This is a genomic window from Tepidimonas sp. HKU78 (genome assembly GCF_049860815.1).
In the GTDB taxonomy this organism is placed as follows: Bacteria; Pseudomonadota; Gammaproteobacteria; order Burkholderiales; family Burkholderiaceae_C; genus Tepidimonas.
In genome coordinates this window covers 2,067,037-2,090,876 of sequence record NZ_CP187547.1, presented here as the reverse complement: position 1 = coordinate 2,090,876, position 23,840 = coordinate 2,067,037, and the positions used below count along the sequence as shown (strand labels likewise).

Here is a 23,840-nt window from a genome sequence, read left to right as displayed (position 1 = left end):
GAGCGCACACCATGTTCAAAAAAATCCTGATTGCCAACCGCGGCGAGATCGCCTGCCGCGTCATCGCTACCGCTCGTAAGATGGGCATCGCCACTGTCGCGGTGTACTCCGAGGCGGATCGTGAAGCCCGCCATGTCCGTCTGGCCGACGAGGCCGTGCTGCTCGGGCCTGCCCCCAGCCGCGAGAGCTACTTGGTCGCCGACAAAATCATTGCCGCGGCCAAGGCCACGGGAGCCGAGGCCATTCACCCTGGCTACGGTTTCCTGTCCGAAAACGAGGAGTTCGCCCGCCGCGTCGAGGAAGAAGGGCTGGCCTTCATCGGCCCGAAGCACCACTCCATCGCCGCCATGGGCGACAAAATCGCCTCCAAAAAACTGGCCAAGGAAGCGGGTGTCAACACCATCCCGGGCTGGAACGACCCGATCGAGACGCCCGAGCAAGCGGTCGAGATCGCGCGTGGCATCGGCTATCCGGTCATGATCAAGGCCAGCGCCGGCGGTGGCGGCAAGGGGCTGCGCGTGGCCTACAACGACAAGGAAGCGTTCGAGGGCTTTACCTCCTGCCGCAACGAGGCGCGCAACAGCTTCGGTGACGACCGCGTCTTCATCGAGAAGTTCGTCGAGGAGCCGCGCCACATCGAAATCCAGGTGCTCGGCGACGCGCACGGCAACGTGCTCTACCTCAACGAGCGCGAATGCTCGATCCAGCGCCGCCACCAAAAGGTGATCGAGGAGGCGCCGTCGCCCTTCATCAGCGATGCCACGCGCCGTGCCATGGGTGAACAGGCCGTGGCGCTAGCCCGCGCCGTGCAGTACCAGAGCGCGGGCACGGTGGAGTTCGTGGTCGGTAAGGACCAGAGCTTCTACTTCCTGGAGATGAACACCCGTCTGCAGGTCGAGCACCCGGTCACCGAGTGCATTACCGGGCTGGATCTGGTCGAGTGGATGATTCGCATCGCGGCCGGTGAGCGCCTGCCGATGACGCAAGCCGACGTCAAGCGCGAGGGTTGGGCGATCGAATGTCGCATCAATGCGGAAGATCCGTTCCGCAACTTTTTGCCTTCCACCGGCAGGCTCGTGCACTTCAAGCCCCCGGTCGAGACGATGTGGCAAGCCGACACCGAGCATCGCTGGGGCGTGCGCGTGGACACCGGCGTGTTCGAGGGCGGCGAAATCCCGATGTACTACGACTCGATGATCGCCAAGCTCATCGTGCACGGCAAAGACCGGGCGGAGGCGATCGACAAGATGCGCGACGCGCTCAACGCCTTCGTCATTCGCGGCATCAGCAGCAACATTCCGTTCCAGGCGGCGTTGCTGGCCCACCCCGACTTCATCGCGGGGCGCTTCCACACGGGTTTCATCGCCCAGCACTATGGCGGCGGCTTTCGCGCCGAGGACGTGCCGCACGAGGACGAAGACTTCCTGATCGCGCTGGCGGCCTTCGTGCGCCGCAAATCGCGCGAGCGTGCGGCCGCCATCAGCGGGCAGCTACCGGGATTTGGCGTGAAAGTCGGCAAGGACTACACCGTCATCCGCTTGGCCGCTGATGGCCAGCATCGCTACGTGCCCGTGCACGTCGATGAGTTCGTGGGGGAAAGTGGTCAGGCCACGGTGCTCGTTGGGCACAAGCGCTATCAGATTCGCTCGCCCTCGCGCCTGAGCGACATCGTGATCACCGGCGAGGTCAACGGACGGCCCTTCACCGCGCAGATCGAGCGCGGTAGCGCCAAAAACCCGCTGGCGCTGGTGGTGCAGCACAACGGCACCCGCATGGAGTGTCTGGTCGTCTCCCCGCGTATGGCCGAGCTGTACCGCTTGATGCCCTACAAGGCGCCGCCGGACATGAGCCGCTACGTGCTGTCGCCCATGCCAGGGTTGCTGGTCGATATCTGCGTGCAGCCTGGTCAGAAAGTGCAGGCGGGCGAGCGCGTCGCCGTCATCGAAGCGATGAAGATGGAAAACGTGCTGTTTGCCAGTGCCGACGGCGTGGTGGCCAAGGTGCTGGCCAGCAAGGGCGAAAGCTTGGTGGTGGATCAACCCATCGTGGAGTTCGAGAAATGAGCCAGCGCCCATTCAAGGTATTGGGCATCCAGCAGATCGCCATCGGCGGCCCGGACAAGGCGCGGCTGCGGCGCCTGTGGGTCGATCTCTTCGGCCTGGAAGTCACCGGCACCTTCGTCAGCGAGCGAGAGAACGTCGACGAAGACATTTGCGCCCTCGGCTCAGGCCCCTTCAAGGTCGAAGTCGACTTGATGCAGCCACTGGACCCCGACAAAAAACCCGCCGTGCACACCACGCCGCTTAACCATGTGGGCCTGTGGGTGGACGACCTGCCCCGGGCGGTGGAGTGGCTGAGCGCGCAGGGCGTGCGCTTTGCGCCGGGCGGCATCCGCAAGGGGGCGGCGGGTTACGACATTGCCTTCCTGCACCCGAAATCGAACGACGAGTTCCCGATCGCGGGAGAGGGGGTGCTGATCGAGCTGGTGCAGGCACCGCCCGAAGTGATCCAGGCGCTGGGCTGACGTGGTACAAGGTAACGCCGACTGGCAGGCCCGCAGCCAGGCCAGCGTGTGGCACCCCTGCACGCAAATGCAACGCGCGGCCGTGGTGCCGCCGCTGCCCATCGCCCGCGCCCATGGCCCCTGGTTGTACGACCAGGAGGGCAACCGCTACTTCGACGCCAACAGCAGCTGGTGGGTCAACCTGTTCGGTCATGCCGACGAGGGCATCGTCAACGCGCTCAAGCAGCAACTGGACGTATTGCCCCACGTGATGCTGGCCGGGTGCACCCACGCGCCCGCCATTGAACTGGCCGAACGGCTGTCGGCCCGCACGGGTGGCGTGCTGGGCCACGCCTTCTACGCCAGCGACGGTGCGTCCGCCGTGGAAATCGCGCTCAAGATGAGCTTCCACCACTGGCGCAACGTGGGGCAGGGCGGCAAGCGCGAATTCATCTGCGTGCGCCAGGGTTACCACGGCGAAACGCTGGGCGCCCTGGCCGTCACGGACGTGCCCGTCTTCCGCGACGCCTACGACCCGCTGCTGATGCGCTCGCACCAGGTAGCTTCGCCCGACGACCGCCAGGCCGCTGAAGGCGAGGACGCTGCGGCTGTGGCCCAACGCGCCGCTGCCGATCTGGAGGCGCTGCTGGCCGAACGCCACGCGCACATCGCCGCCGTCATCGTGGAGCCGCTGGTGCAATGCGCCGCAGGCATGGCCATGCACCATGCGTCCTACCTGCAACGGGTGCGCGCGCTGTGCGACCGGTACAGCGTGCACCTCATAGCCGACGAGATTGCCGTGGGCTGTGGCCGCACGGGCACCTTCTTCGCCTGCGAACAGGCGGGCATCTGGCCCGATTTCGTGTGCCTGTCCAAGGGCATCACTGGCGGTTTTCTGCCGTTGTCGCTGGTGTTGTGCCGCGATGCCATCTACCGCGCCTTCCTGTCAGATGACGTGGCGCGCGGCTTCCTGCACTCGCATTCCTACACCGGCAACGCGCTGGCCTGCCGGGCGGCGCTGGCCGTGCTCGACCGTTTCGACACCCAGGACGTGCTGGGCCGCAACGCCCAACAAGCGGCCTTGCTCGACCAGGCGCTGGCACCGCTGATGGCATACCCCGGGGTGGAGCACCCGCGCCGCCGTGGCATGATCTGGGCCTTTGACGTCAAGGCAGAGCTTGCCCAGGGCCGCTTTGCCGAGGCGTTTCACCTGGCGGGTCGCCGCCACGAACTGCTGGTTCGCCCCATTGGGCGCACCGTGTACCTGATGCCCCCCTACGTGCTCGACGGGGACCTCTCGCGCTGGTTGTCCGAGCGCTTGCAGGCCACCCTGCACGACACGTTGCAACAGCCCGATGCTGATCGAACACATCAACCGTCAACTGCTTGACATCGACGCTGCCGCCCTGCGCAGGCGCCGCAGGGTGGGTGCGTCGCCGTGCGGCCCGCACCAGCAATGGCAAGGCGGTGGCAGCATGCTCGCCTTCTGCAGCAACGACTACCTTGGTCTGGCCAACCATCCGGCCCTGACCGCAGCGCTGGCCGAAGGCGCCCGCCTGTGGGGCGCGGGCAGCGGCGCGTCGCACCTCGTGAGCGGCCACAGCCAGGCGCATGCCGCGTTGGAATCCACCCTCGCGCAATGGTTGGAACCACACATTCCCGGTGCACGTGCGCTGCTGTTCTGCAGCGGCTACATGGCCAACGTGGCGTTGATGACGGCACTGGGCGACGAGCAGGCCACCATCCTGTCCGACAAGCTCAACCACGCTTCGCTCATCGACGGCGCCTTGCTGGCCCGCGCCAAGCTGTTGCGCTACCCCCATGGGCAGCTCGACGCGCTGGAGCGCCAACTGCGTGCCTGCACCACCCCGGTCAAGCTCATCGTCACCGACGCCGTCTTCAGCATGGATGGCGACGTGGCCGACCTGCCAGCGTTGCTGCGCCTGGCCGAGCAATACGACGCCTGGCTGGTCATTGACGATGCACATGGCTTTGGTGTGCTGGGTGCGCACGGCCACGGCAGCCTGGAACATTTCGGCCTTTGCAGCGAACGCCTGATCTTCATGGGCACGCTCGGCAAGGCCGCCGGGGTGTCGGGCGCCTTCGTGGCCGCGCACCCCGTCATCGTCGAATGGCTGGTGCAGCGCGCCCGACCTTACATCTACACCACGGCCATGCCGCCCGCGTTGGCGCATGCGCTGGGGCATTCACTGGCGCTGATCGAAGGCCCAGAAGGCGTGGAGCGGCGCGGGCGGCTCAACGAGCTGATCACCCAGCTGCGCACCGGTCTGGCTGCCTTGGCAGAGCGCCACCCGGGCCTGTCGCTGCCAGCGTCCTTCACGCCCATTCAACCCCTCATCGTGGGCGACAACGCACGCGCACTGGCACTGGAGGCCGCGCTACAAGCGCGTGGCATCCGTGTGCCCGCCATTCGCCCGCCCACCGTGCCCGTGGGCACGGCACGTTTGCGCCTGACGCTTTCTGCCAGCCACACCGCAGCCGATGTGGACCAACTGCTGGGCGCGCTCACCGAAACCCTGAACGAGGAGCAAACATGAAAGGCTGTTTCGTCACCGGCACCGACACTGAAGTGGGCAAGACCCGCGTCAGTGCCGGGCTGCTGCACCGTGCCGCGCAGGCCGGCCTGCGCGCGGCCGGCTACAAGCCCGTGGCAGCAGGCATGGACAACATCGCCGGGCAATGGGTCAACGAAGACGTGCACACCCTGTGGGCTGCCAGCAATATCGAACTGCAACCTGAAGAGGTGGGCCCTTGCCAGTTGCGCCAACCCTGTGCGCCGCATCTGGCCGCCCAGGCCGAAGGGCGTGTGATCGATCGAGACACGCTGGAGCAAGGCGCCCGCCAACTCGCCCAGCGCGCTGATCTGATCGTGGTGGAAGGTGCGGGCGGCCTGTGTGTGCCGCTAGGCCCCAACTGGGACAGCTCGCACCTCATGTGCGCGCTGAACCTGCCGGTGGTGCTCGTCGTCGGGCTGCGGCTGGGCTGCATCAACCACGCGCTGCTCACGGCAGAGGCCATCGTTGCCCGCCGCCTGCACCTGGCGGGCTGGGTGGGCAACACGCTGGACCCGGCCATGCTGCACTTGCAAGACAACATCCACACCCTCACGCAAGAGTTTGAGCGGCGTTTTCACGTGCCTTGCCTGGGTGTCGTTCCCCATCTGGAAAGCCCAGACGCGGCCTCCGTCGCACCGCATCTTTCTACCGCTGGCCTGCAAACCCTGTTCGGCCTGAAGCAACCCTCTTTTGAAGTGACACCATGACCACCGTCGCACCCATCTCTCTGTCGTCCCTGCGCCGCGCCAACGTGGGCGTGCCCGAAACCCGCTGGACCGTGGCCGCCGTGGAAGCGCTGTACGACCTGCCTTTCATGGACCTGCTGTTCCGCGCCCAGCAGGTGCACCGTGAAAACTTCGATCCCAACGAAGTCCAGCTCTCCACACTGTTGTCCATCAAGACCGGTGGCTGTGCCGAAGACTGCGGCTATTGCCCCCAGTCCTCGCATTTCGACACCGGGCTGCAAGCCAGCAAGATCATGCCGCTGGACGAGGTGCTTGACGCAGCCCGCGCCGCCAAGGAGCAGGGCGCCACGCGCTTCTGCATGGGCGCAGCCTGGCGCAGCCCCAAGGAGCGCGACATGGAACGCGTGGCCGCCATGATCGAAGGCGTTCGCGGCCTGGGCCTGGAAACCTGCATGACGCTGGGCATGCTCGACGGCGACCAGGCCCGCCAGCTCAAGGACGCCGGTTTGGACTACTACAACCACAACCTAGACACCTCGCCAGACCACTACGGCAGCATCATCAGCACCCGCACCTACCAGGACCGGCTCGACACGCTCGACAACGTCCGCCAGGCGGGCATCAACGTGTGTTGTGGCGGCATCGTGGGTATGGGCGAGACGCGCACCCAGCGCGCAGCCCTCATTGCCCAGCTCGCCAACCTCGACCCGTACCCCGAGTCCGTGCCCATCAACAACCTCGTCGCCGTGCCTGGCACCCCGCTGGCCGACGCCGAACCCATCGACCCCTTCGAGTTCGTGCGCACCATCGCTGTGGCGCGCATCACCATGCCCACCACCATGGTGCGCCTGTCGGCAGGCCGCGAACAGATGGACGACGCCCTGCAAGCCCTGTGCTTCGCGGCGGGTGCCAACTCCATCTTCTACGGTGACCGCCTGCTCACCACCACTAACCCCCAGGCCCAGCGTGACCGCCGCCTGTTCGAGCGCCTGGGCCTCAAACCCCTGGGCGAGCGCCCCGAAGTGAAGGGCACCGAGGTAGCGGGCGCCGAAGCATGACACTGGCCGAGGCCGTCACGGCACCGTCGATAGACGAAGCCTTCCTCGACAACCCGTACCCCGCCTACCAGGCGTGGCGCGAAGAGGGCGCCATGCTGTGGAGCGACGAATTCTTTGGCGGCGCGTGGCTGCTCACCCGCCATGCCGATGTTGAGGCGGCCTTGCGCGACCCGGCGCTTTCCGCACAGCGCACGGGCGGCTGGGTCATGGCCGCCGCGCAGCAAGGCCGGGCCGAACTGCGCCCCTTCCAAAGCCTGTTCGCGCGCGCCATGCTCTTTCTGGACGCGCCCGACCATGGCCGTCTGCGCCAGATCCTCATGCCCGCCTTCCGGCCTGATGCCTTGGCCCAGATGCAAGCCTGGATGGACGTTACCGTGGCCGAGCGTGTGCTTGCGCTCGATGGCCCGTTCGACTTCATGGCGCAGATAGCGCGGCCGCTGCCCGCGCGCGTCATCGGCCGTTTGATGAACGTGGACCCAGCGCTGGACGCCACCTTCATGCGCTGGTGCGACGACATCGCGGTATTCATTGGCGCTGCGCAGCCTGAGCATGCCCAGCTGCTGCGTGCCCAGCGCAGGCTGCTGGAGATGACCGCGTACTTCGAGCGCGAACTGTTGCCCTGGCGCCGCCAGCACCTGGGCGACGACCTGGTGAGCCGCCTGTTGCAAGCTGAAGCGCAGGGGCAGATCGAATCCAGCCTGGAACTGCTGGCCCAGTGCGCCATGCTGCTGTTCGCCGGGTATGAAACCACCCGCAACCTGCTGGGCAACGGCCTACACGCCTTGCTCTCGCACCCCGGCCAATGGCGCCTGCTTTGCCAGCAACCAGAACTGGCGGGCAACGCCGTGCGTGAATTGCTGCGCTTCGACAGCCCCGTGCAGTGGACCGGCCGCCGTGCCACCCGCGCCATGACGCTGTGCGGCCAAGCCGTTCAGCGGGGCGACCTGATCCTGCCGTTGATCGGCTCCGCCAACCGCGACTCTGCCCGCCACAGCAACCCTGACGCCCTGCAAATCGACCGCGCCAACCCTGGCGCCCTGTCGTTCGGCAGCGGTGCGCACATCTGCATAGGGGCTGCGCTCACGCAAATGGAAACGCAAGCCGTGTTGCGCGCGCTGGCCGTGCACAAGCCCGGGCTGCAACTCGATGGGGTGCCGCTGCGCAACCGCAACCCGCTTTACCGGGGGCTGGCCGCGCTGCCTTTGCGCGTGGCCTGACGCAGCCCAAGCGCCCGAATCGGCTCGGGCGCGCCACAAATGGTTTAGCTCTTGGCCTGCCGCGCCGCACGCGCACGGGCCAGGGCTGCTTCGATCACGGCGCGTTTCTTGTCCAGCATGGCCGGATCGGTGTGCTTGGAATGTTCTTCCAGGTTGGCCAGTTTGTCCTGGGCCTTCTTGTCCTGCCGGTCCTGGTGTTCGGCAGCGTCGCGCTGGGTGCGCTGCAAGTGCCACTGGTAGCGTGAACGCGCCAAGTCCGCTTGCTTGGGCGACCACGCTGCCCAGCCCGTGGCCGCGCCGCTCACGTTCTCCAGGCTGATGCAGTCCACAGGGCACACGGGAATGCACAGCTCGCAACCCGTGCAATAGGGCTCGATCACGGTGTGCATGCGCTTGTTGGTGCCCACGATCGCATCGGTTGGGCAGGCCTTGATGCAGAGCGTACAGCCGATGCACCAGTCCTCATCGATGACCGCGACCCCCAATGGCCCTTCGCTTCCGCACGACGGGTCCAGCGGCTTGGGTGCGCGCCCCGTCAGACGGGCCAAGCGGGCGACGCCCTCTTGACCGCCGGGTGGGCACCGATTGATGTCCGCCTCACCGCTGGCGATGGCCTGCGCATAGTGGCGGCAGTCCGGGTAGCCGCAGCGCGTGCATTGCGTTTGTGGCAGCGCGTCGTCGATGCGGTCGACCCACGCGACGGGGGCGGGGTCAGCCACCGGCGCCCCCGGCTTCATGCGTCTGGCAGCGCCTTGCGGTGGCGGCTGCGCGTCTCGGCGGCGTCGTCACGCCGGATGGCGGCGGCCATCAGGTCCGCTTCGGCCCGAACCGCTGCTAGATCGGCCCCACCACTGCTGGGTTGGTGCGCCAGGATGAAATCGCGCACTACCGGGTAGACCTTCTCGCGCCAGCGTCGGCCGCTGAAGATGCCGTAGTGCCCGGCGCCCTCGACTTCGAAGTGCGCGCGCTGCGACGCGGCGATACCGGTGCACAAGTCGTGCGCCGCGCGCGTCTGCCCGCTGCCGGAGATGTCGTCCAGCTCGCCTTCGACCGTCAGCAGCCCCGTGTTCCGGATGTCCTGCGGGCGCACCCGCTCCAGCGTGCCATCGGGTGCGCGCACGTCCCAGGTGCCGTGCACCAGCTTGAACTCCTGGAACACCGTGCGGATGGTCTCCAGGTAGTAGTTCGCGTCCATGTCCAGCACCGCGTTGTACTCGTCGTAGAACTGGCGGTGCGCCTCGGCGCTTTCGTTGTCACCCTGGATCAGATGCTGGAAGTAGTCGTAGTGGCTGTTGACGTGGCGGTCCGGGTTCATGGCGATGAAGCCAGCGTGCTGCAAAAAGCCCGGGTACACGCGCCGTCCTTCACCGGGAAACCCTGGCGGCACGCGGTAGATGACGTTGTTTTCGAACCACTCGTAGCTGCGCTGCACGGCCAGATTGTTGACTGCCGTGGGCGAGCGTCGGGCGTCGATCGGCCCGCCCATCATCGTCATGGACAAGGGGGTTTTTTCGCCGCGGCTGGCCATCAGCGACACCGCCGCCAGCACCGGCACCGTCGGCTGGCACACGCTCATGACGTGGCACTGGCCATAGGTCTTTTGCAGGTAACGAATGAACTCCTGCACGTAGTTGACGTAGTCGTCGAGGTGGAAATCCCCCTGCGACAGCGGGACCATGCGCGCATTTTTCCAGTCCGTGATGTAGACCTTGTGGTCGCGCAGCATGGTGCGCACCGTGTCGCGCAGCAGCGTGGCGTAGTGACCCGACAGCGGGGCCACGATCAACACCACCGGCTGCTCTTTCAGACGCAGCAGGGTTTGCGGGTCGTCGGCGTAGCGTTTGAAACGTCGCAACTCGCAAAACGGCTTTTCGATCTCCACCCGCTCATGGATGGCGACGTGCACGCCGTCGATGTCGATGTGACGGATGCCGAACTCGGGCTTTTCGTAGTCTTTGCCCAGACGGTGCAGCAGGTCGTAGCCTGCAGCGATGCGTTGCGAAAACGGCGTCTGCGCCAGCGGAGAGCTGGGGTTGGCGAACAGCTTGGCTGCCACCTGCGCGAAGTCGGAGAAAGGCTCCATCAGGGCGCGCTGGGCTTCGTAGAGGTGATACAGCATGGCCGTCGCTCGGAATTGTTGCGGTGCAGCAAATATAACAGGAAGTGCCTCCGCCTGCCATACGGCTCATCCCCGATGGCGGGTCACATCGGGGACAGCCGTCGGCGCGACTTGGTGGGTCAGAGCACCGCCGCGATCGACTGGCAGACGTGGTCGATGTTGCGGCTGTTGAGCGCGGCCACGCACATGCGGCCGGTGTCCGTGCCGTAGACGCCAAACTCGGTGCGCAGGCGCACCATTTGCTCCTTGCTCAGGCCGGAGTAGCTGAACATGCCGATCTGCTGCGTGATGAAGGACATGTCCTGCCGCACACCAGCGGCCGCAAGCCCATCGACCAGCCGCTGCCGCATGGCCTTGATGCGGGTGCGCATCTCGCCCAGCTCTTGCTCCCACAGGGCGCGCAGCTCGGGCGTGTTGAGCACCGTGGCCACCACGGCCGCGCCGTGTGTCGGGGGATTGGAGTAGTTGGTGCGTACCACGATCTTGAGCTGCGACAGCACACGCTCGGCTTCGTCTTTGCTCGCGCACACGACCGACAGCGCCCCCACGCGCTCGCCGTAGAGGCTGAAGCTCTTGGAAAACGACGTGGCGACGAAGACATCCAGCCCCGCTGCCACGAACTTGCCCACCACTGCACCGTCTTCTGCGATACCGTGGCCAAAGCCCTGGTATGCCATGTCCAAGAAGGGCACCAATCCGCGCTCACGCACCACGGCGATGACGTCGTCCCACTGGGCGGGCGTCAGGTCGTAGCCCGTGGGGTTGTGGCAGCAGGCGTGCAGCACGACGATGGTGCCAGGCTCGGCGGCGCGAAGGCTCGCCAGCATGCCGTCCAGGTTCACGCCGCGGCGCGCGGCGTCGTAGTAGGCGTAGGTGTCGACCGTGAAGCCGGCATTGGTGAACAGGGCCCGGTGGTTTTCCCAGCTCGGGTCGCTGATGAGCACGCGTGCGCCGGGGTTGAGTTTGTGCAGAAAGTCCGCCCCGATTTTGAGGCCGCCCGTGCCGCCCAGGGCCTGTACCGTGGCCACACGGCCGTCGCGAACCGCCGCGCTGTCGGCGCCAAACACCAAGGCCTTGACCCCGTTGTCGTACGCGGGCATGCCGTCGATGGGCAGGTAGCCGCGCGGCGTCGGCTTTTCCATCAGGCGCTGCTCTGCCGTCTGCACGCAGCGCAGCAGCGGCAGTTTGCCATCGTCGTCGTAGTACACGCCGACACCGAGGTTGACTTTGTTGGGCCGGGGGTCGGCGGCAAACTGTTCGTTCAGACCCAGAATCGGGTCGCGCGGGGCCATTTCGACGGCAGCAAACAGGGACATGACAGCAACACCTGGGTGGTTGGGACAAACCCCTCATTGTATCGGGCAGACGGGCACTGCGCGTGCGTCTGGACCATCGGGGTGTGCCCGTACACTTGCCGCCATCGATCGTTCATTTCGCCAGGAGTGCCCCCTTGAATGCCCCGGTTACTGGCCAGCTCGTCACCTTCGAAGACTCGCCATTCGTGCTGCACCAGCCTTATCCGCCCGCTGGTGACCAGCCGGAGGCGATCGAGCGGTTGGTCGAAGGTGTGCGTGAAGGCGAGGTATTTCAGACCCTGCTGGGGGTGACGGGGTCGGGCAAAACCTTCACCATGGCCAACGTGATCGCCCGCCTGGGGCGCCCGGCCATCGTCTTTGCGCCCAATAAAACTTTGGCTGCACAGCTTTACAGCGAATTTCGCGAGTTCTTTCCGAAGAATGCCGTCGAATACTTTGTCAGCTATTACGATTATTACCAGCCCGAGGCCTACGTTCCCCAGCGCGACCTCTACATCGAGAAAGACAGCGCCATCAACGAGCATATCGAACAGATGCGCCTGTCGTGCACCAAAAGTTTGCTGGAGCGGCGCGACGTGGTCATCGTCGCCACGGTCAGTGCCATCTACGGCATCGGCAAGCCCGAGAACTATCACCGCATGATCCTCACGCTGCGCCGGGGCGACCGCCTGGGACAGCGCGACATCATCGCCCAGTTGGTGCGCATGCAGTACCAGCGCAACGAGCAGGAGTTCGTGCGTGGCAAATTTCGGGTGCGCGGCGACACGATCGACGTCTTCCCGGCCGAACACTCCGAACTGGCGTTGCGCATCGAGCTCTTCGACGACGAGGTCGAGTCGCTGGCGCTGTTCGACCCCCTCACCGGGCACGTGCGGCAAAAGCTGGCGCGCTTTACCATCTACCCCAGCAGTCACTACGTGACGCCGCGCGAACAGGTGCTGCAGGCCGTCGAGAGCATCAAGCTCGAACTCGACGCCCGCCTGAAAGAGTTGGTGGCCGCCGGCAAGCTGCTGGAGGCCCAGCGGCTGGAGCAGCGCACGCGCTTCGACCTGGAGATGCTGGTCGAGGTGGGCCACTGCAAGGGCATCGAAAACTACACCCGGCACCTCTCGGGGGCCGCACCCGGGGAGCCGCCCAGCACGCTGACCGACTATTTGCCGCGCGATGCGCTGATGTTTCTGGACGAGAGCCACGTCATGATCGGCCAGCTCGCCGGGATGTACAACGGCGACCGCGCGCGCAAGCAGACGTTGGTGGACTACGGTTTTCGCCTGCCCAGCGCGCTGGACAACCGGCCGCTGAAGTTCGAGGAGTTCGAGCAGCGCATGCGGCAGGTCATCTTCGTCTCAGCCACGCCGGGCGACTACGAACTGCGCCGCTCCTCGCAGGTGGTGGAGCAGGTGGTGCGACCGACCGGCTTGCTCGACCCGGTGGTCGAGGTGCGGCCGGCCACGCACCAGGTCGACGACGTGCTGCACGAAATCCACCTGCGCGTGCAGCGCAACGAGCGGGTGCTGGTGACCACGCTGACCAAGCGCATGGCCGAGCAGCTCACCGACTACCTAACCGAAAACGGCGTGCGCGTGCGCTACCTGCACTCCGACATCGACACCGTCGAGCGGGTCGAGATCATCCGCGATTTGCGCCTGGGCGCGTTCGATGTGCTGGTGGGCATCAACTTGTTGCGGGAAGGGCTTGATATTCCAGAGGTTTCCCTGGTGGCCATTCTGGACGCGGACAAGGAAGGGTTTTTGCGTGCCGAGCGCAGTCTGATCCAAACCATCGGCCGCGCGGCGCGCAACCTCAATGGCATGGCGATCTTGTACGCGGACACCATCACCGACTCGATGCGCCGCGCCATCGACGAGACCGAGCGCCGCCGCGCCAAGCAACTGGCCTACAACGCCGCGCACGGGGTGACGCCGCGCGGGGTGACCAAGCGCATCAAGGACCTGATCGACGGCGTCATGAGCGACAAGGCGATGGAGGCGGCGCGCCAGGAAGCCGCGGTGCACGCCGCCGAGGCGTGGGTGGAGGAGATGGACGAAAAAGCCTTGGCGCGCGAAATCAAACGGCTGGAAAAGCAAATGCTCGAGCACGCGCGCAACCTGGAGTTCGAAGCGGCGGCGCGGGTGCGCGACCAACTGGCGCGGCTGAAAGATCGGGTGCTGGGCGCGCACGGGACGGAAAACGTCACGCCGCCCACCGTCTGATGGCAGCCTCCCCCGTTTGGGGGAGGCGAAGGCGGCGCCGAATTGTCCACAATGCACGCATGTCGGACATCACGAGGATCTATCTGATCGAGGACGACCGCACCATTCTGCGCTTCGTCGAGAGCGCCCTGCGGCAGCGGCCCCAGTGGCGGCTGGTGGGGTATTCGGATACCTTCGCCCACGCCGAGATGATGGCTCCGCGCAGCCTGGCCGACGTTTTTCTGGTCGACCTCGGACTGCCGGATGGGCGCGGGGAAGATATATTGCGCCTGCTGGCCGAGGTCAAACCCGAGGCCGAGCTGTTGGTCTTGACCGTTTTTGGTGACGAGTCGCGTCTGATTCGCGCCTTGCAGATGGGCGCCACCGGCTATGTGCTCAAGGGCTGCACCGAAGACGAGTTGATCGCGGCGATTGAGCAGATCCGCGAGGGGGGCGCGCCCATCTCGCCGTTGCTGGCGCGCATGCTGCTCAAACAGTTTCGCGCCATCGACAGCGATGCCACGGCCACCAAAGGGCCTGCCCCCGTGCTGTCCGAGCGCGAGACGGACGTGCTGCGCCTGGTGGCGCAAGGCTACGTCAACAAGGAAATCGCGCAACGGCTGGGCATCGGCGTGGCGACGGTGAGTACCCACATTAAAAACCTGTACCGCAAGCTGGCGGTACGCACGCGCGTACAAGTGGTGCGCGCCGCGCAGGCCCGGGGGTTGCTGTGAGTGCCACCACCGGGCAGCCACCTCGCCCGACCGCAGACGCCGCCCAGGGCAGTGTGGCGTGGTGGGTGGGGTTGGTGTTTTTGCTGTTGCTCGGGGCGCTGCACTGGGTGTCGCAGCCGGTGCCTCTGCCGGGGGTCTATCGAATCGCGCACGCACAGGCCAGCTTGCCGCTGGATCCGCACGTGCCCCCGCGGGCCATTGCCCTGCCGCACGTGCTGGATGACGAGAGCCCCGCCTGGCGCGAACGGGTCGATTACCAGCTCGAGTGGCCCGAGGGGCTCGCGTATGCGTCACCCGAGGGTACGCGGTTGGCACTGCTGCTGCCGCGCGTGGGCACGCGGTTTCGGGTCCTGCTCAACGGGCACGAGGTGTTTCAGTTCGGCTGGTACGCCCCCCGGGATCGCACCGTGCTGGCGGCATCGCAGCCGCACCTGGTTGCGTTGCCATCGGCCTTGCTGGCGTCCGGCGCACGCGACAACGTCTTGCGTGTCGAGGTGCAGGGGCGTTTTCTCGAGCGCAGCGGACTGTCGGCCGTGCAGTTGGGGGATCACGACGCACTGATGCAGCGCCACCGCGTGCTGATGCTGTGGCAGTCCACGGGGTCGTGGATCATGGCGGCGCTGTCATTCTTCGTGGGCGGGTTGGCGCTGTTTCTGTGGCGCGCGCTGCGTGAACGGCTGTTCATCCTCATCGCGCTGGCGGCCCTGGCGCATGCGATGCGGACCGTGTTGCTCGCGGTGGTCGAGCCACCCTTGTCGCACGAAATGGTGTTCTTCTGGCACCGCGTCATGTTTGCCGCCTTCGTCGGCTTTTTCATCCTGACGGTGGAGCATCTGTTCGGGCATCGCCTGCGCTGGGTTCGGGTGGGGGCGTGGCTCGCCATTGCCGCAACGCCATTGTGGATCATTTGGGCGCTGTGGACGCAGGATTACGACTATGTTCGCCTCTGGGCGGGGGCGTTGACGGTGTTTGCCGCGCTCGCGCTGCTGGCGGGGGTGGTGGACGTGGCGCGGCGGCGCGCTTATGACGACAACCAAAGGTTGGTGACGCTGGCGGCACTGTTCACGCTGGCCACTGGCGTGCGCGACTTTCTGGTCGTGCAGCTGAACTTTCCCGGCGATGGGGACCTGCGCTGGATGTCGGTGGGAGGCGCCGCCCTGATCCTGACCATGGGGTGGGTGCTGGTCGAGCGTGCCACGGCTTGGGCGCGCACGGTGCACCGGCTCAACGAGACGTTGTCGCAGACCGTGTCGGTGCGCGAAAACGAGCTGCGTGCGGCGTTCATGCAGTTGCAGGCGGCCGAACGTCAGCGCGCCGTCGAGGCCGAGCGCCAGCGCCTGATGCGCGATATGCACGACGGTTTGGGCAGCCAGTTGGTGCAGACGCTCAACCTGGTGCGTAACCCGTCTGCCCAGCTCGACCGAGAGGCGTTGGCCTCCATGTTGCGCCAAGCGCTCGACGAGCTACGGCTGACGTTGGACTCATTCGAGCCCATGGAGGGGGATCTGCCCGCCATTCTGGGCACCTTGCGTCGGCGCCTCGCCCCCGCACTAGAAGGGGTGGGCATCGAGCTGCGCTGGGAGGTGCAAGAAGTCGCCCCCCTGGAGCAGCTCGACGCGCGCGGCGTGCTGCACCTGTTTCGCTGTCTGCAGGAGATTTTTGCCAACGTCGTCAAACACGCCAAAGCCCGCCGCATCACGGTCAGCACCTGGCAGCGCGACGACCAGGTCATCCTCTCGATCGAGGACGACGGGGTGGGCTTGCCGCCCCCAGAGGTGCGCAACAGCACTGGCCGCGGCTTGCGCAACGTCTTGACGCGCGCGGCCAAGATCGGCGCGAGCGTGCGCTTCTACGATGCCCATCCCGGCACCGGAATCGAGTTTGCCTTTGCGGTGCACGCCCGCCCCGCGGAGGTGGATACCGACTGGCTGCAGCCGAGCGCCTGACGCCACCGATCGCCCCGGCTGGCGGTAGGGTCGATTCCCGACCAAAACATTCGGCTTTTGGTATACTCGAGCGAAACAGTCGGGAATGCACGCACATTCCCTCATCCGTCGGGTCTCACCAGGAGTTTGCCATGCGCCTGACCACCAAAGGCCGATTCGCCGTCACGGCGATGATCGATCTGGCACTGCGCCAGGCCAGCGGTCCCGTGACGCTGGCTGCCATCAGCCAGCGTCAGCACATATCGCTGTCCTATTTAGAGCAGTTGTTCGGCAAACTGCGTCGGCACCGCCTCGTGGAGTCCACGCGCGGCCCCGGTGGCGGCTATACGCTCGGGCGCAAGGCGTCCGAAATCACGGTGGCCGACATCATTCTGTCGGTCGATGAGCCGATCGACGCCACCCAGTGCGGTGGCAAGGAAAACTGCCACGGCGACGGCCAGCGTTGCATGACGCACGATTTGTGGGCCGAGCTCAACGACCGTATGGTGGAGTTTTTGCGCTCGGTCACGCTGCAAAAGCTGGTCGATGACCAGCTCGCCAAAGGGGTGGCGGTGGAGCCGCCGCCGTCCATCAAGCGGGCCATCTCGCCCAACCCCGTGGTCAAGCCGCTGCGGGTCAACGCCCCCAACTCCGTGTTTGCGCTGGCCACGGCCGGTGCGAAGTGACCGCGGTTGGCCGAGTAACCGATTTTTGGAGTTTTCCATGAGCAAGACCCCGCACTTTCCCATCTATCTGGACTACAGCGCCACCACCCCGGTGGACCCGCGCGTGGTGGACAAGATGGTGCCCTGGCTGACCGAGCACTTCGGCAACCCCGCCTCGCGCAGCCACGCCTGGGGTTGGGAGGCCGAAAAGGCCGTCGAACACGCCCGCGAGCAGGTGGCCGACTTGATCGGGGCCGATCCGCGCGAGATCGTTTGGACCAGTGGCGCCACCGAATCGAACAACCTCGCCCTCAAGGGGGCGGCGCACTTCTATCAAGGCAAGGGCAAGCACATCATCACCGTCAAGACCGAGCACAAGGCGGTGCTCGACACCTGTCGCCATCTCGAGCGTGAGGGCTTCGAAGTCACGTATCTGGACGTCGATCAGTACGGCTTGCTGGACTTGGACGCGTTTCGGGATGCGATCCGGCCTGACACCATCTTGGCCAGCGTCATGTACGTCAATAACGAAATTGGCGTCATCCAGGACATCGAGGCCATCGGGCGCATCTGCCGCGAAAAGGGTGTGATCTTCCACGTCGATGCGGCCCAGGCCACGGGCAAGCTGCCCATTGACCTGCAGACGTTGCCGGTGGATCTGATGAGCCTGGCCTCGCACAAAACGTACGGCCCCAAGGGCATTGGCGCCTTGTACGTGCGGCGCAAACCGCGCGTGCGGCTGGAGGCACAGATGCACGGCGGCGGGCATGAGCGCGGCCTGCGCTCCGGCACGCTCGCCACCCACCAGTGCGTGGGCATGGGGGAGGCATTCGCCATCGCCAAGGCTGAAATGGCCACCGAGTTGCCCCGCATCCAGCGCCTGCACGATCGGCTCTACGCCGGCCTGAGCCAGATCGAGCAATCTTTCCTCAACGGTCACCCGACCCGGCGTGTGCCGCACAATCTCAACATGAGCTTCAACTTCGTCGAGGGCGAGTCGCTCATCATGGGCATCAAGGGCGTGGCCGTCTCGAGTGGCTCGGCCTGCACCTCGGCCAGCCTCGAGCCCAGCTACGTGTTGCGCGCGCTCGGCCGCAGCGACGAACTCGCCCACAGCAGCCTGCGCATGACCATCGGTCGCTGGACGACCGAGGAGCAAATCGACTACGCCATCGAGGCCATCAAGGCCAACGTCGAGAAACTGCGCGAACTCTCGCCGCTGTGGGAGATGTACAAAGAAGGCATCGACCTCAACAGCATTCAGTGGGCCGCGCACTGAGTCCGCGGTATACCCTCCAGGAGAACACACCATGGCATACAGCGACAAGGTCATCGACCACTACGAACACCCGCGCAACGTCGGTAGCTTCGACAAGAGCGACGACAACGTCGGCACCGGCATGGTGGGCGCGCCCGCCTGCGGTGACGTGATGAAGCTGCAGATCAAGGTCAATCCCGAAACGGGCGTCATCGAGGACGCGCGCTTCAAGACCTATGGCTGCGGCTCGGCCATCGCTTCCAGCTCGCTCGTGACCGAATGGGTCAAGGGCAAGACGCTGGACGAGGCGGTGCAAATCAAGAACAGCCAGATCGCCGAGGAGCTGGCATTGCCGCCGGTGAAGATACACTGTTCGATCCTGGCCGAAGACGCCATCAAGGCGGCGGTCGAGGATTACAAGAAGAAGCACGCCACCACCGCCTGAGCGCGCTTGCCAAACGCCGGGCGTGCCGCGGCGCGCTCTGGCAGCGTTTTTTTCGACCGCATCGAATACCCCATCACGACATGGCCGTCACCATTACCGAAGCCGCCGCGCGGCACGTCTCCAAATACTTGGCCCGTCGGGGCAAAGGGGTGGGCGTGCGCCTGGGGGTCAAGACCACGGGCTGCTCCGGCTTGGCCTACAAGCTGGAGTATGCCGACGACATCTCGCCCGAGGACGTGGTGTTCGAGGCGCACGGGGTCAAGATCCTGGTCGATCCCAAGAGCCTGCCGTACCTCGATGGCACCGAGCTCGATTTCGTGCGCGAGGGGCTCAACGAGGGATTCAAGTTCAACAACCCGAACGAGCGGGATCGCTGTGGCTGTGGCGAGTCGTTCCGTGTCTGAGGCCGCGCCGTCGCTGCACGACGACGACTTCGCACTGTTCGGGCTGCCGCGGCGCTTTGCGCTGGATCGCGCCCAGATCGACGAGCGCTGGAAACAGCTGCAGCGGCTGGCGCACCCGGATCGTTTTGCCCACCAGGCTGCTGCCGCACAGCGCATCGCCATGCAGTGGTCGGTGCGCATCAACGAGGCGTATCAGCGTCTGCGCGACCCCTTGCGGCGTGCCGCCTATTGGTGCGAATTGCAGGGCGTGCCCGTCGATGCCGAGTCCAACACCGCGATGCCGGCGGACTTTCTGATGCAGCAAATGCAATGGCGCGAGGCGCTCGACGAAGCGCAAACGCCAGCGCAGCTCCACCGCTTGCTGCAGGAGGTCGAAGACGAACGCGCGCGGCGTCTGGCCCTGCTGGCCGAAGCCATCGATCAGCGTGGCGATGCACGCGCAGCCGTCAGCCAGGTGCGTGCGCTCATGTTCATCGAGCGGTTTGCCGATGCGCTGCAGGCGCGCTTGGAGTCGGCCTGATGGACGCCGCACCACCGGAATACACCCATGGCTTTATTGCAAATTTCCGAACCGGGCGCGTCGCCCGACCCGCACCAGCGGCGCATTGCCGTCGGTATCGACTTGGGCACCACCCACTCGCTCGTGGCCGCGGTGCGCCACGGCGTGGCCGAATGCCTGCCCGATGCGCAGGGCAGGGTACTGCTGCCGAGCGTCGTCCGCTACCTGCCAGCGGGCAGCCAGCCGTCGCGCCAGATCGGGTACGAGGCGCTGGCGGCCCAGGTCGATGATCCGGCCAACACCATCAGCTCGGTCAAGCGGCTGATGGGGCGCTCGCTGGCCGACCTGCAGGCTCAGGGTGTTGCCGCGCGTCTGCCGTACACGTTGGCCGATGGGCCCGGCGGCATCGTGGTGCGTACCGTCGCCGGCGACAAGACGCCGGTGGAAATCAGCGCGGAGATCTTGGCGACCTTGCGCCAGCGCGCCGAAGACACCTTTGACGCCGACCTGTACGGCGCGGTCATCACCGTGCCGGCGTATTTCGACGATGCTCAGCGCCAGGCCACCAAAGACGCGGCGCGGCTGGCGGGCCTGAACGTGCTGCGCCTGCTCAACGAGCCGACGGCCGCCGCCATCGCCTATGGCCTCGACAACGGCTCCGAGGGACTGTACCTGGTCTATGACCTAGGCGGCGGCACGTTCGACGTGTCGCTGCTGCGCCTGACCCGCGGCGTGTTCGAGGTCGTGGCCACGGGCGGCGACTCGGCCCTGGGCGGCGACGATTACGACCGCGCCCTGGCCGACTGGGCACTGCAGCAGATCGAGCCGGGCAAGGCCCTGGCGGCACTGCCCGCCGGGCAGCGCGCGGCGCTGCTGGCCGAGGCCCGGCGCGCCAAAGAAGCCCTGAGCGCCTGCGCCCAAGGTGAGCGCGTGACCTTGTTGGTGCCCCGTGGGGCTGCCGCGCAGACACTGGCGCTGGGGATGACCGAGTTCGCCGATCTGACCCGTTCGTTGACCGAGCGAACCATGGCGGCCGTGCGCCGCGTCTTGCGCGATGCGCGTGTTGCCCCCGACGAGGTGCAGGGCGTCGTCATGGTGGGGGGCTCGACCCGCATGCCGGTCGTGCGGCAGGCGGTCGCGCAGTTTTTTGGACGCGAGCCCCTGATCGATTTGAACCCCGACGAAGTGGTGGCCATCGGCGCGGCCATCCAGGCCAACCAGCTCGCCGGCAACGACCCGAACGGCGAGCTGCTGCTGCTCGACGTCATCCCGCTGTCGCTGGGCATCGAGACGATGGGCGGGCTGGTCGAGCGCATCGTGCCGCGCAACACGCCGATCCCCACAGCCCGAGCGCAAAATTTCACCACCTACCGCGATGGCCAGACGGCGCTGGCGCTGCATGTGGTGCAAGGCGAGCGTGATCTGGCGCAGGACTGCCGCAGCCTGGCCCGCTTCGAGCTGCGCGGCATCCCGCCGATGGCTGCGGGCGCGGCGCGCATCCGCGTGACGTTTACCGTGGACGCTGACGGTCTGCTGACCGTCAGCGCCCGCGAGCTCACCTCGGGTGTGGAAGCGCACATCGACGTCAAGCCGTCGTACGGCCTCAGCGAAGACCAGATCGCCCGTATGTTGCAAGACAGCTTCGCCACCGCCGAGCAGGACATGCAGACACGCGCGCTGATCGAAGCCCGGGTCGAGGCGGAACGGATGCTCGAGGCCACCCGCAGCGCGCTCGCCGCCGATGGCGATTTGTTGGACGAAGGCGAACGCCAAGCGATCGAGGGCTTGCTGCAAGCCGTCGAGTCGGCCCGCTCCGGCACGGATGCGGGAGCGATCGAGGCCGCCACCAAAGCCTTGGCCAAAGGCACGGAAGACTTCGCTGCCCGTCGCATGAACCGCAGCATCGCCCAGGCCCTGGCGGGCCGGCATGTGGAGAATCTTTGAATGCCCGTCATCACCGTCTTGCCCCATCCCGAGTGCTGCCCGCAGGGCGCCGCCGTCAAGGCGCCCACTGGCACCTCCATTTGTGAGGCGCTGCTCGACAACGACATCCCCATCGAGCATGCGTGCGAGATGAGCTGCGCCTGCACCACCTGCCACGTCGTGGTGCGCCAGGGCTACGAATCCCTCAACGAGCCCAGCGAAGAGGAAGAGGACATGCTCGACAAGGCGTGGGGGCTGGAGCCCCACTCGCGCCTGAGCTGTCAGGCACGCCTGGGCACGCAGGACGTCACGATCGAGATCCCGCGCTACTCCATCAACCACGCCCGCGAGCGGCACTGACCTTGGTGTGACCCATGCGCCAGATCGTGCTCGATACCGAAACGACCGGCCTGTCGCCGCAGGACGGGGACCGCATCATCGAGATCGGCTGCGTCGAGCTGGTCAACCGCCAGCTCACCGGGAACAACCGGCACTTCTACCTCAACCCGGAGCGCGACATCCACGAGGACGCGCTGCGCGTGCACGGCATCACGCTCGAGTTTTTGGCCGACAAGCCACGCTTTGCCGACATCGCGGCCGAGCTGGCCGACTATCTGCAGGGCGCCGAGCTGATCATTCACAACGCCCCGTTCGACCTCGGCTTTCTGGACGCGGAATTCGGCCGCCTGGGGCTCGGGCCGACGCGCCGCCTGGTGCGCGGGGTCATCGACACCCTGGTCATGGCCAAGGAGATGTGGCCGGGCAAACGCAACGGGCTCGATGCCCTGTGCGACCGCCTGGGCGTGGACAATTCCGGCCGTCAGCTGCATGGCGCGCTGCTCGACGCCGAGCTGCTGGCCGACGTGTACATCTACATGACGCGCGGGCAGGAGTCACTTGTCATCGAGGTGCCGATGCCCGGGGCGGGTGGCGATGCGCTGGCACGCCGCGACCTGTCCACCTTTGCCCTGCCGGTGCTGCGCGCCAGCGATGCGGAGTGTGCCGAGCACGAGGCGGTGCTGACTGCGCTGGACAAAGAGTCGAAGGGCCGCACGGTGTGGCGTCGCCTGGAGCCCGCCGCCCAACCGGCCGCGGGTGGCTGAAAAAGTCGGCTATAATCACGCCTATCGACATAACGACCGGGTGATTAGCTCAGCGGTAGAGCACTGCCTTCACACGGCAGGGGTCGTAGGTTCGAACCCTGCATCACCCACCAACCCCCTCTTAAAAGCCAGCCTATGTGCTGGCTTTTTCATGGCGTCTCGCAGACGCCAGTGACGCCACATTCACCGCGCGCCACCGGCGCTCGTGGGGTGCGCGGTCAGTGCGCGCTGGTCTCCAGCCAGTCGCGGCGTGTTTGCAGAAAATCCAAGAAGGTTTTTGCCACCACCGACAACTGCTTGCCACGGGGCCACACCAGATACCAGTGGCGGCGGATTGGAAAGCCCTGCACGTCGAGGATGGCAATTCCTTCTTGGCTGGGGTCGGCGGACAGTGTGCTGCGCGACAGGATGCCCAATCCCAGTCCCCCTGCCACCGCCTGTTTGACCGCCTCGTTGCTGCCGAGCTCCATGCGCACGTCCAAGGACACTTGGCGCTCCCGAAACACGCGCTCCACCGTCAGTCGGGTGCCCGAGCCGCGCTCGCGCAGCACGAATGACTGACCGGCCAGTCCGGTCAGGGGGATATTGCGCTGCCGTGCCAATGGATGGTTGCTGGCCGCCAGGATCACCAGGTGGTTCTCCAGAAACGGGGTGCAGACAATGTTCAAGTCATCGGGCGGTACGCCCATGACGTACAAATCGTCCTGGTTGTGCGCCAGCCGCTCCAGCACACGGTCGCGGTTGACCACCTCGAGGGCCACGTCGATACCGGGATACTGCGCGCAAAACGGCCCCAGCACGCGCGGCATGAAGTGGGTGGTGGTGGTCACACTCGCGATGCGCAGCCGTCCACGCTTGACCCCCTTGAGCTCGCTGACCGTTTGCTCGAAGCGGCTCCAGCCCTCCAGCCAGTGCGTGCAGGCGGCGTACAAGGCTTCGCCAGCCTCGGTCAGGCTGATGCGCTTGCCGATCTGCTCGATCAGTGGCAGACCCACGGCTTCTTGCAGCAAGCGGATTTGCTTGGATACCGTGGGCTGCGTGACGTGTTGCTCCTGCGCCGCACGCGTGAAACTGCGCAGTCGGGCCACGGCTTCGAAGGTGCGCAGTTGGCGCAGGGTGACGTGTCGCATTCCGGCGGATGGGAGTGGCATGTTTTTGGTCATGTATAGCCTTTCGGCTATGGTACGGACGTCGATAATTCATTAGTGTTTTTGTCG

The 23,840-nt window shown here is 66.0% G+C and carries 22 protein-coding genes and 1 tRNA gene; 19 read left to right on the top strand and 4 right to left on the bottom strand.

Features of this window, described 5'->3' with window-relative positions; translation table 11 throughout:
- The first annotated feature begins 11 nt into the window (after positions 1-11).
- Genes ACPYIS_RS10400 through ACPYIS_RS10370 form a run of 7 tightly spaced genes read left to right on the top strand, consistent with a single transcriptional unit; the run spans position 12 to position 8,040 of the window.
- On the top strand, positions 12-2,063 hold the full coding sequence (locus ACPYIS_RS10400) for an acetyl-CoA carboxylase biotin carboxylase subunit (protein WP_424894635.1): 2,052 nt from the start codon (positions 12-14) through the stop codon (positions 2,061-2,063).
- Positions 2,060-2,524: a VOC family protein gene (locus tag ACPYIS_RS10395; RefSeq protein ID WP_299018583.1), complete on the top strand. Its 465-nt coding sequence runs from the start codon at positions 2,060-2,062 to the stop codon at positions 2,522-2,524. Before ACPYIS_RS10400 ends, ACPYIS_RS10395 begins: the two co-directional genes overlap by 4 nt.
- Before the next feature lies 1 nt (position 2,525).
- Positions 2,526-3,893, top strand: coding sequence for an adenosylmethionine--8-amino-7-oxononanoate transaminase (gene bioA / locus ACPYIS_RS10390; protein ID WP_299018585.1), 1,368 nt, complete (start codon positions 2,526-2,528; stop codon positions 3,891-3,893).
- Positions 3,859-5,061 carry an 8-amino-7-oxononanoate synthase gene (bioF, locus tag ACPYIS_RS10385; protein WP_299018587.1) on the top strand — a complete coding sequence of 401 codons (1,203 nt, stop codon included), beginning with the start codon at positions 3,859-3,861 and terminating at the stop codon, positions 5,059-5,061. Before bioA ends, bioF begins: the two co-directional genes overlap by 35 nt.
- Positions 5,058-5,786, top strand: coding sequence for a dethiobiotin synthase (gene bioD, locus ACPYIS_RS10380; RefSeq protein WP_424859241.1), 729 nt, complete (start codon positions 5,058-5,060; stop codon positions 5,784-5,786). Before bioF ends, bioD begins: the two co-directional genes overlap by 4 nt.
- Positions 5,783-6,823 (top strand): biotin synthase BioB, encoded by a 1,041-nt coding sequence (gene bioB, locus ACPYIS_RS10375; RefSeq protein ID WP_424859242.1) that lies wholly within the window; start codon positions 5,783-5,785, stop codon positions 6,821-6,823. Before bioD ends, bioB begins: the two co-directional genes overlap by 4 nt.
- A complete protein-coding gene (locus ACPYIS_RS10370; RefSeq protein WP_424859243.1) occupies positions 6,820-8,040 on the top strand; it encodes a cytochrome P450 in 1,221 nt (406 codons plus the stop codon). The genes bioB and ACPYIS_RS10370 overlap by 4 nt, the downstream gene beginning before the upstream one ends.
- Positions 8,041-8,084: 44 nt before the next feature.
- On the opposite strand, the gene rsxB is transcribed toward ACPYIS_RS10370, so the two are convergent.
- The 3 genes from rsxB to ACPYIS_RS10355 all read right to left on the bottom strand — a co-directional run bounded on the left by rsxB (position 8,085) and on the right by ACPYIS_RS10355 (position 11,475).
- A complete protein-coding gene (gene rsxB, locus ACPYIS_RS10365) occupies positions 8,085-8,777 on the bottom strand; it encodes an electron transport complex subunit RsxB (RefSeq protein WP_424859244.1) in 693 nt (230 codons plus the stop codon).
- Complete coding sequence (locus ACPYIS_RS10360; RefSeq protein WP_424859245.1) at positions 8,774-10,159, bottom strand: polyhydroxyalkanoate depolymerase; 1,386 nt, start codon at positions 10,157-10,159, stop codon at positions 8,774-8,776. The genes rsxB and ACPYIS_RS10360 overlap by 4 nt, the downstream gene beginning before the upstream one ends.
- A gap of 119 nt (positions 10,160-10,278) precedes the next feature.
- Positions 10,279-11,475 carry an amino acid aminotransferase gene (locus ACPYIS_RS10355; protein WP_299018349.1) on the bottom strand — a complete coding sequence of 399 codons (1,197 nt, stop codon included), beginning with the start codon at positions 11,473-11,475 and terminating at the stop codon, positions 10,279-10,281.
- 134 nt (positions 11,476-11,609) lie between these two features.
- On the opposite strand from ACPYIS_RS10355, the gene uvrB reads away from it, so the two are divergent.
- The 12 genes from uvrB (at position 11,610) to ACPYIS_RS10295 (ending at position 22,736) form a co-directional block, all read left to right on the top strand.
- Positions 11,610-13,688, top strand: coding sequence for an excinuclease ABC subunit UvrB (uvrB, locus tag ACPYIS_RS10350; RefSeq protein ID WP_299018351.1), 2,079 nt, complete (start codon positions 11,610-11,612; stop codon positions 13,686-13,688).
- A 59-nt stretch (positions 13,689-13,747) separates the two neighbouring features.
- The gene (locus ACPYIS_RS10345) at positions 13,748-14,401 is read left to right on the top strand and encodes a LuxR C-terminal-related transcriptional regulator (RefSeq protein ID WP_424859246.1); all 654 of its coding nucleotides are present in this window, start codon (positions 13,748-13,750) and stop codon (positions 14,399-14,401) included.
- The gene (locus ACPYIS_RS10340) at positions 14,398-16,347 is read left to right on the top strand and encodes a sensor histidine kinase (RefSeq protein WP_424859247.1); all 1,950 of its coding nucleotides are present in this window, start codon (positions 14,398-14,400) and stop codon (positions 16,345-16,347) included. The genes ACPYIS_RS10345 and ACPYIS_RS10340 overlap by 4 nt, the downstream gene beginning before the upstream one ends.
- A 131-nt stretch (positions 16,348-16,478) precedes the next feature.
- Entirely contained in the window at positions 16,479-17,012 is a 534-nt protein-coding gene (gene iscR, locus ACPYIS_RS10335) for a Fe-S cluster assembly transcriptional regulator IscR (protein WP_299018358.1), read from the top strand.
- Positions 17,013-17,049: 37 nt separating this feature from the next.
- Positions 17,050-18,270 (top strand): IscS subfamily cysteine desulfurase, encoded by a 1,221-nt coding sequence (locus ACPYIS_RS10330; RefSeq protein ID WP_299018361.1) that lies wholly within the window; start codon positions 17,050-17,052, stop codon positions 18,268-18,270.
- 31 nt (positions 18,271-18,301) lie between these two features.
- On the top strand, positions 18,302-18,694 hold the full coding sequence (gene iscU, locus ACPYIS_RS10325; protein ID WP_299018363.1) for a Fe-S cluster assembly scaffold IscU: 393 nt from the start codon (positions 18,302-18,304) through the stop codon (positions 18,692-18,694).
- A gap of 80 nt (positions 18,695-18,774) precedes the next feature.
- The gene (gene iscA / locus ACPYIS_RS10320) at positions 18,775-19,098 is read left to right on the top strand and encodes an iron-sulfur cluster assembly protein IscA (protein WP_299018366.1); all 324 of its coding nucleotides are present in this window, start codon (positions 18,775-18,777) and stop codon (positions 19,096-19,098) included.
- Positions 19,091-19,618 carry a Fe-S protein assembly co-chaperone HscB gene (hscB, locus tag ACPYIS_RS10315; protein WP_299018368.1) on the top strand — a complete coding sequence of 176 codons (528 nt, stop codon included), beginning with the start codon at positions 19,091-19,093 and terminating at the stop codon, positions 19,616-19,618. Before iscA ends, hscB begins: the two co-directional genes overlap by 8 nt.
- A gap of 27 nt (positions 19,619-19,645) precedes the next feature.
- Entirely contained in the window at positions 19,646-21,541 is a 1,896-nt protein-coding gene (gene hscA, locus ACPYIS_RS10310; protein WP_424859248.1) for a Fe-S protein assembly chaperone HscA, read from the top strand.
- On the top strand, positions 21,542-21,880 hold the full coding sequence (gene fdx, locus ACPYIS_RS10305; RefSeq protein ID WP_299018372.1) for an ISC system 2Fe-2S type ferredoxin: 339 nt from the start codon (positions 21,542-21,544) through the stop codon (positions 21,878-21,880). It begins immediately after the preceding gene.
- A gap of 14 nt (positions 21,881-21,894) precedes the next feature.
- Positions 21,895-22,623 (top strand): DNA polymerase III subunit epsilon, encoded by a 729-nt coding sequence (gene dnaQ, locus ACPYIS_RS10300; RefSeq protein ID WP_299018374.1) that lies wholly within the window; start codon positions 21,895-21,897, stop codon positions 22,621-22,623.
- Positions 22,624-22,661: 38 nt separating this feature from the next.
- Positions 22,662-22,736, top strand: a tRNA-Val gene (locus ACPYIS_RS10295).
- A 105-nt stretch (positions 22,737-22,841) separates the two neighbouring features.
- On the opposite strand, the gene ACPYIS_RS10290 is transcribed toward ACPYIS_RS10295, so the two are convergent.
- On the bottom strand, positions 22,842-23,753 hold the full coding sequence (locus ACPYIS_RS10290; RefSeq protein WP_424894633.1) for a LysR family transcriptional regulator: 912 nt from the start codon (positions 23,751-23,753) through the stop codon (positions 22,842-22,844).
- Positions 23,754-23,840 lie beyond the last annotated feature (87 nt).

Bases quoted from the DNA above. Each gene is read 5' to 3' on its own strand.
- ACPYIS_RS10400 (WP_424894635.1), top strand. From the start codon at position 12: ATGTTCAAAAAAATCCTGATTGCCAACCGCGGCGAGATCGCCTGCCGC.
- ACPYIS_RS10395 (WP_299018583.1), top strand. From the start codon at position 2,060: ATGAGCCAGCGCCCATTCAAGGTATTGGGCATCCAGCAGATCGCCATC.
- bioF (WP_299018587.1), top strand. From the start codon at position 3,859: ATGCTGATCGAACACATCAACCGTCAACTGCTTGACATCGACGCTGCC.
- bioD (WP_424859241.1), top strand. From the start codon at position 5,058: ATGAAAGGCTGTTTCGTCACCGGCACCGACACTGAAGTGGGCAAGACC.
- bioB (WP_424859242.1), top strand. From the start codon at position 5,783: ATGACCACCGTCGCACCCATCTCTCTGTCGTCCCTGCGCCGCGCCAAC.
- ACPYIS_RS10370 (WP_424859243.1), top strand. From the start codon at position 6,820: ATGACACTGGCCGAGGCCGTCACGGCACCGTCGATAGACGAAGCCTTC.
- rsxB (WP_424859244.1), bottom strand. From the start codon at position 8,777: ATGAAGCCGGGGGCGCCGGTGGCTGACCCCGCCCCCGTCGCGTGGGTC.
- ACPYIS_RS10360 (WP_424859245.1), bottom strand. From the start codon at position 10,159: ATGCTGTATCACCTCTACGAAGCCCAGCGCGCCCTGATGGAGCCTTTC.
- ACPYIS_RS10355 (WP_299018349.1), bottom strand. From the start codon at position 11,475: ATGTCCCTGTTTGCTGCCGTCGAAATGGCCCCGCGCGACCCGATTCTG.
- ACPYIS_RS10345 (WP_424859246.1), top strand. From the start codon at position 13,748: ATGTCGGACATCACGAGGATCTATCTGATCGAGGACGACCGCACCATT.
- iscR (WP_299018358.1), top strand. From the start codon at position 16,479: ATGCGCCTGACCACCAAAGGCCGATTCGCCGTCACGGCGATGATCGAT.
- ACPYIS_RS10330 (WP_299018361.1), top strand. From the start codon at position 17,050: ATGAGCAAGACCCCGCACTTTCCCATCTATCTGGACTACAGCGCCACC.
- iscU (WP_299018363.1), top strand. From the start codon at position 18,302: ATGGCATACAGCGACAAGGTCATCGACCACTACGAACACCCGCGCAAC.
- iscA (WP_299018366.1), top strand. From the start codon at position 18,775: ATGGCCGTCACCATTACCGAAGCCGCCGCGCGGCACGTCTCCAAATAC.
- hscA (WP_424859248.1), top strand. From the start codon at position 19,646: ATGGCTTTATTGCAAATTTCCGAACCGGGCGCGTCGCCCGACCCGCAC.
- fdx (WP_299018372.1), top strand. From the start codon at position 21,542: ATGCCCGTCATCACCGTCTTGCCCCATCCCGAGTGCTGCCCGCAGGGC.
- dnaQ (WP_299018374.1), top strand. From the start codon at position 21,895: ATGCGCCAGATCGTGCTCGATACCGAAACGACCGGCCTGTCGCCGCAG.
- ACPYIS_RS10290 (WP_424894633.1), bottom strand. From the start codon at position 23,753: ATGCGACACGTCACCCTGCGCCAACTGCGCACCTTCGAAGCCGTGGCC.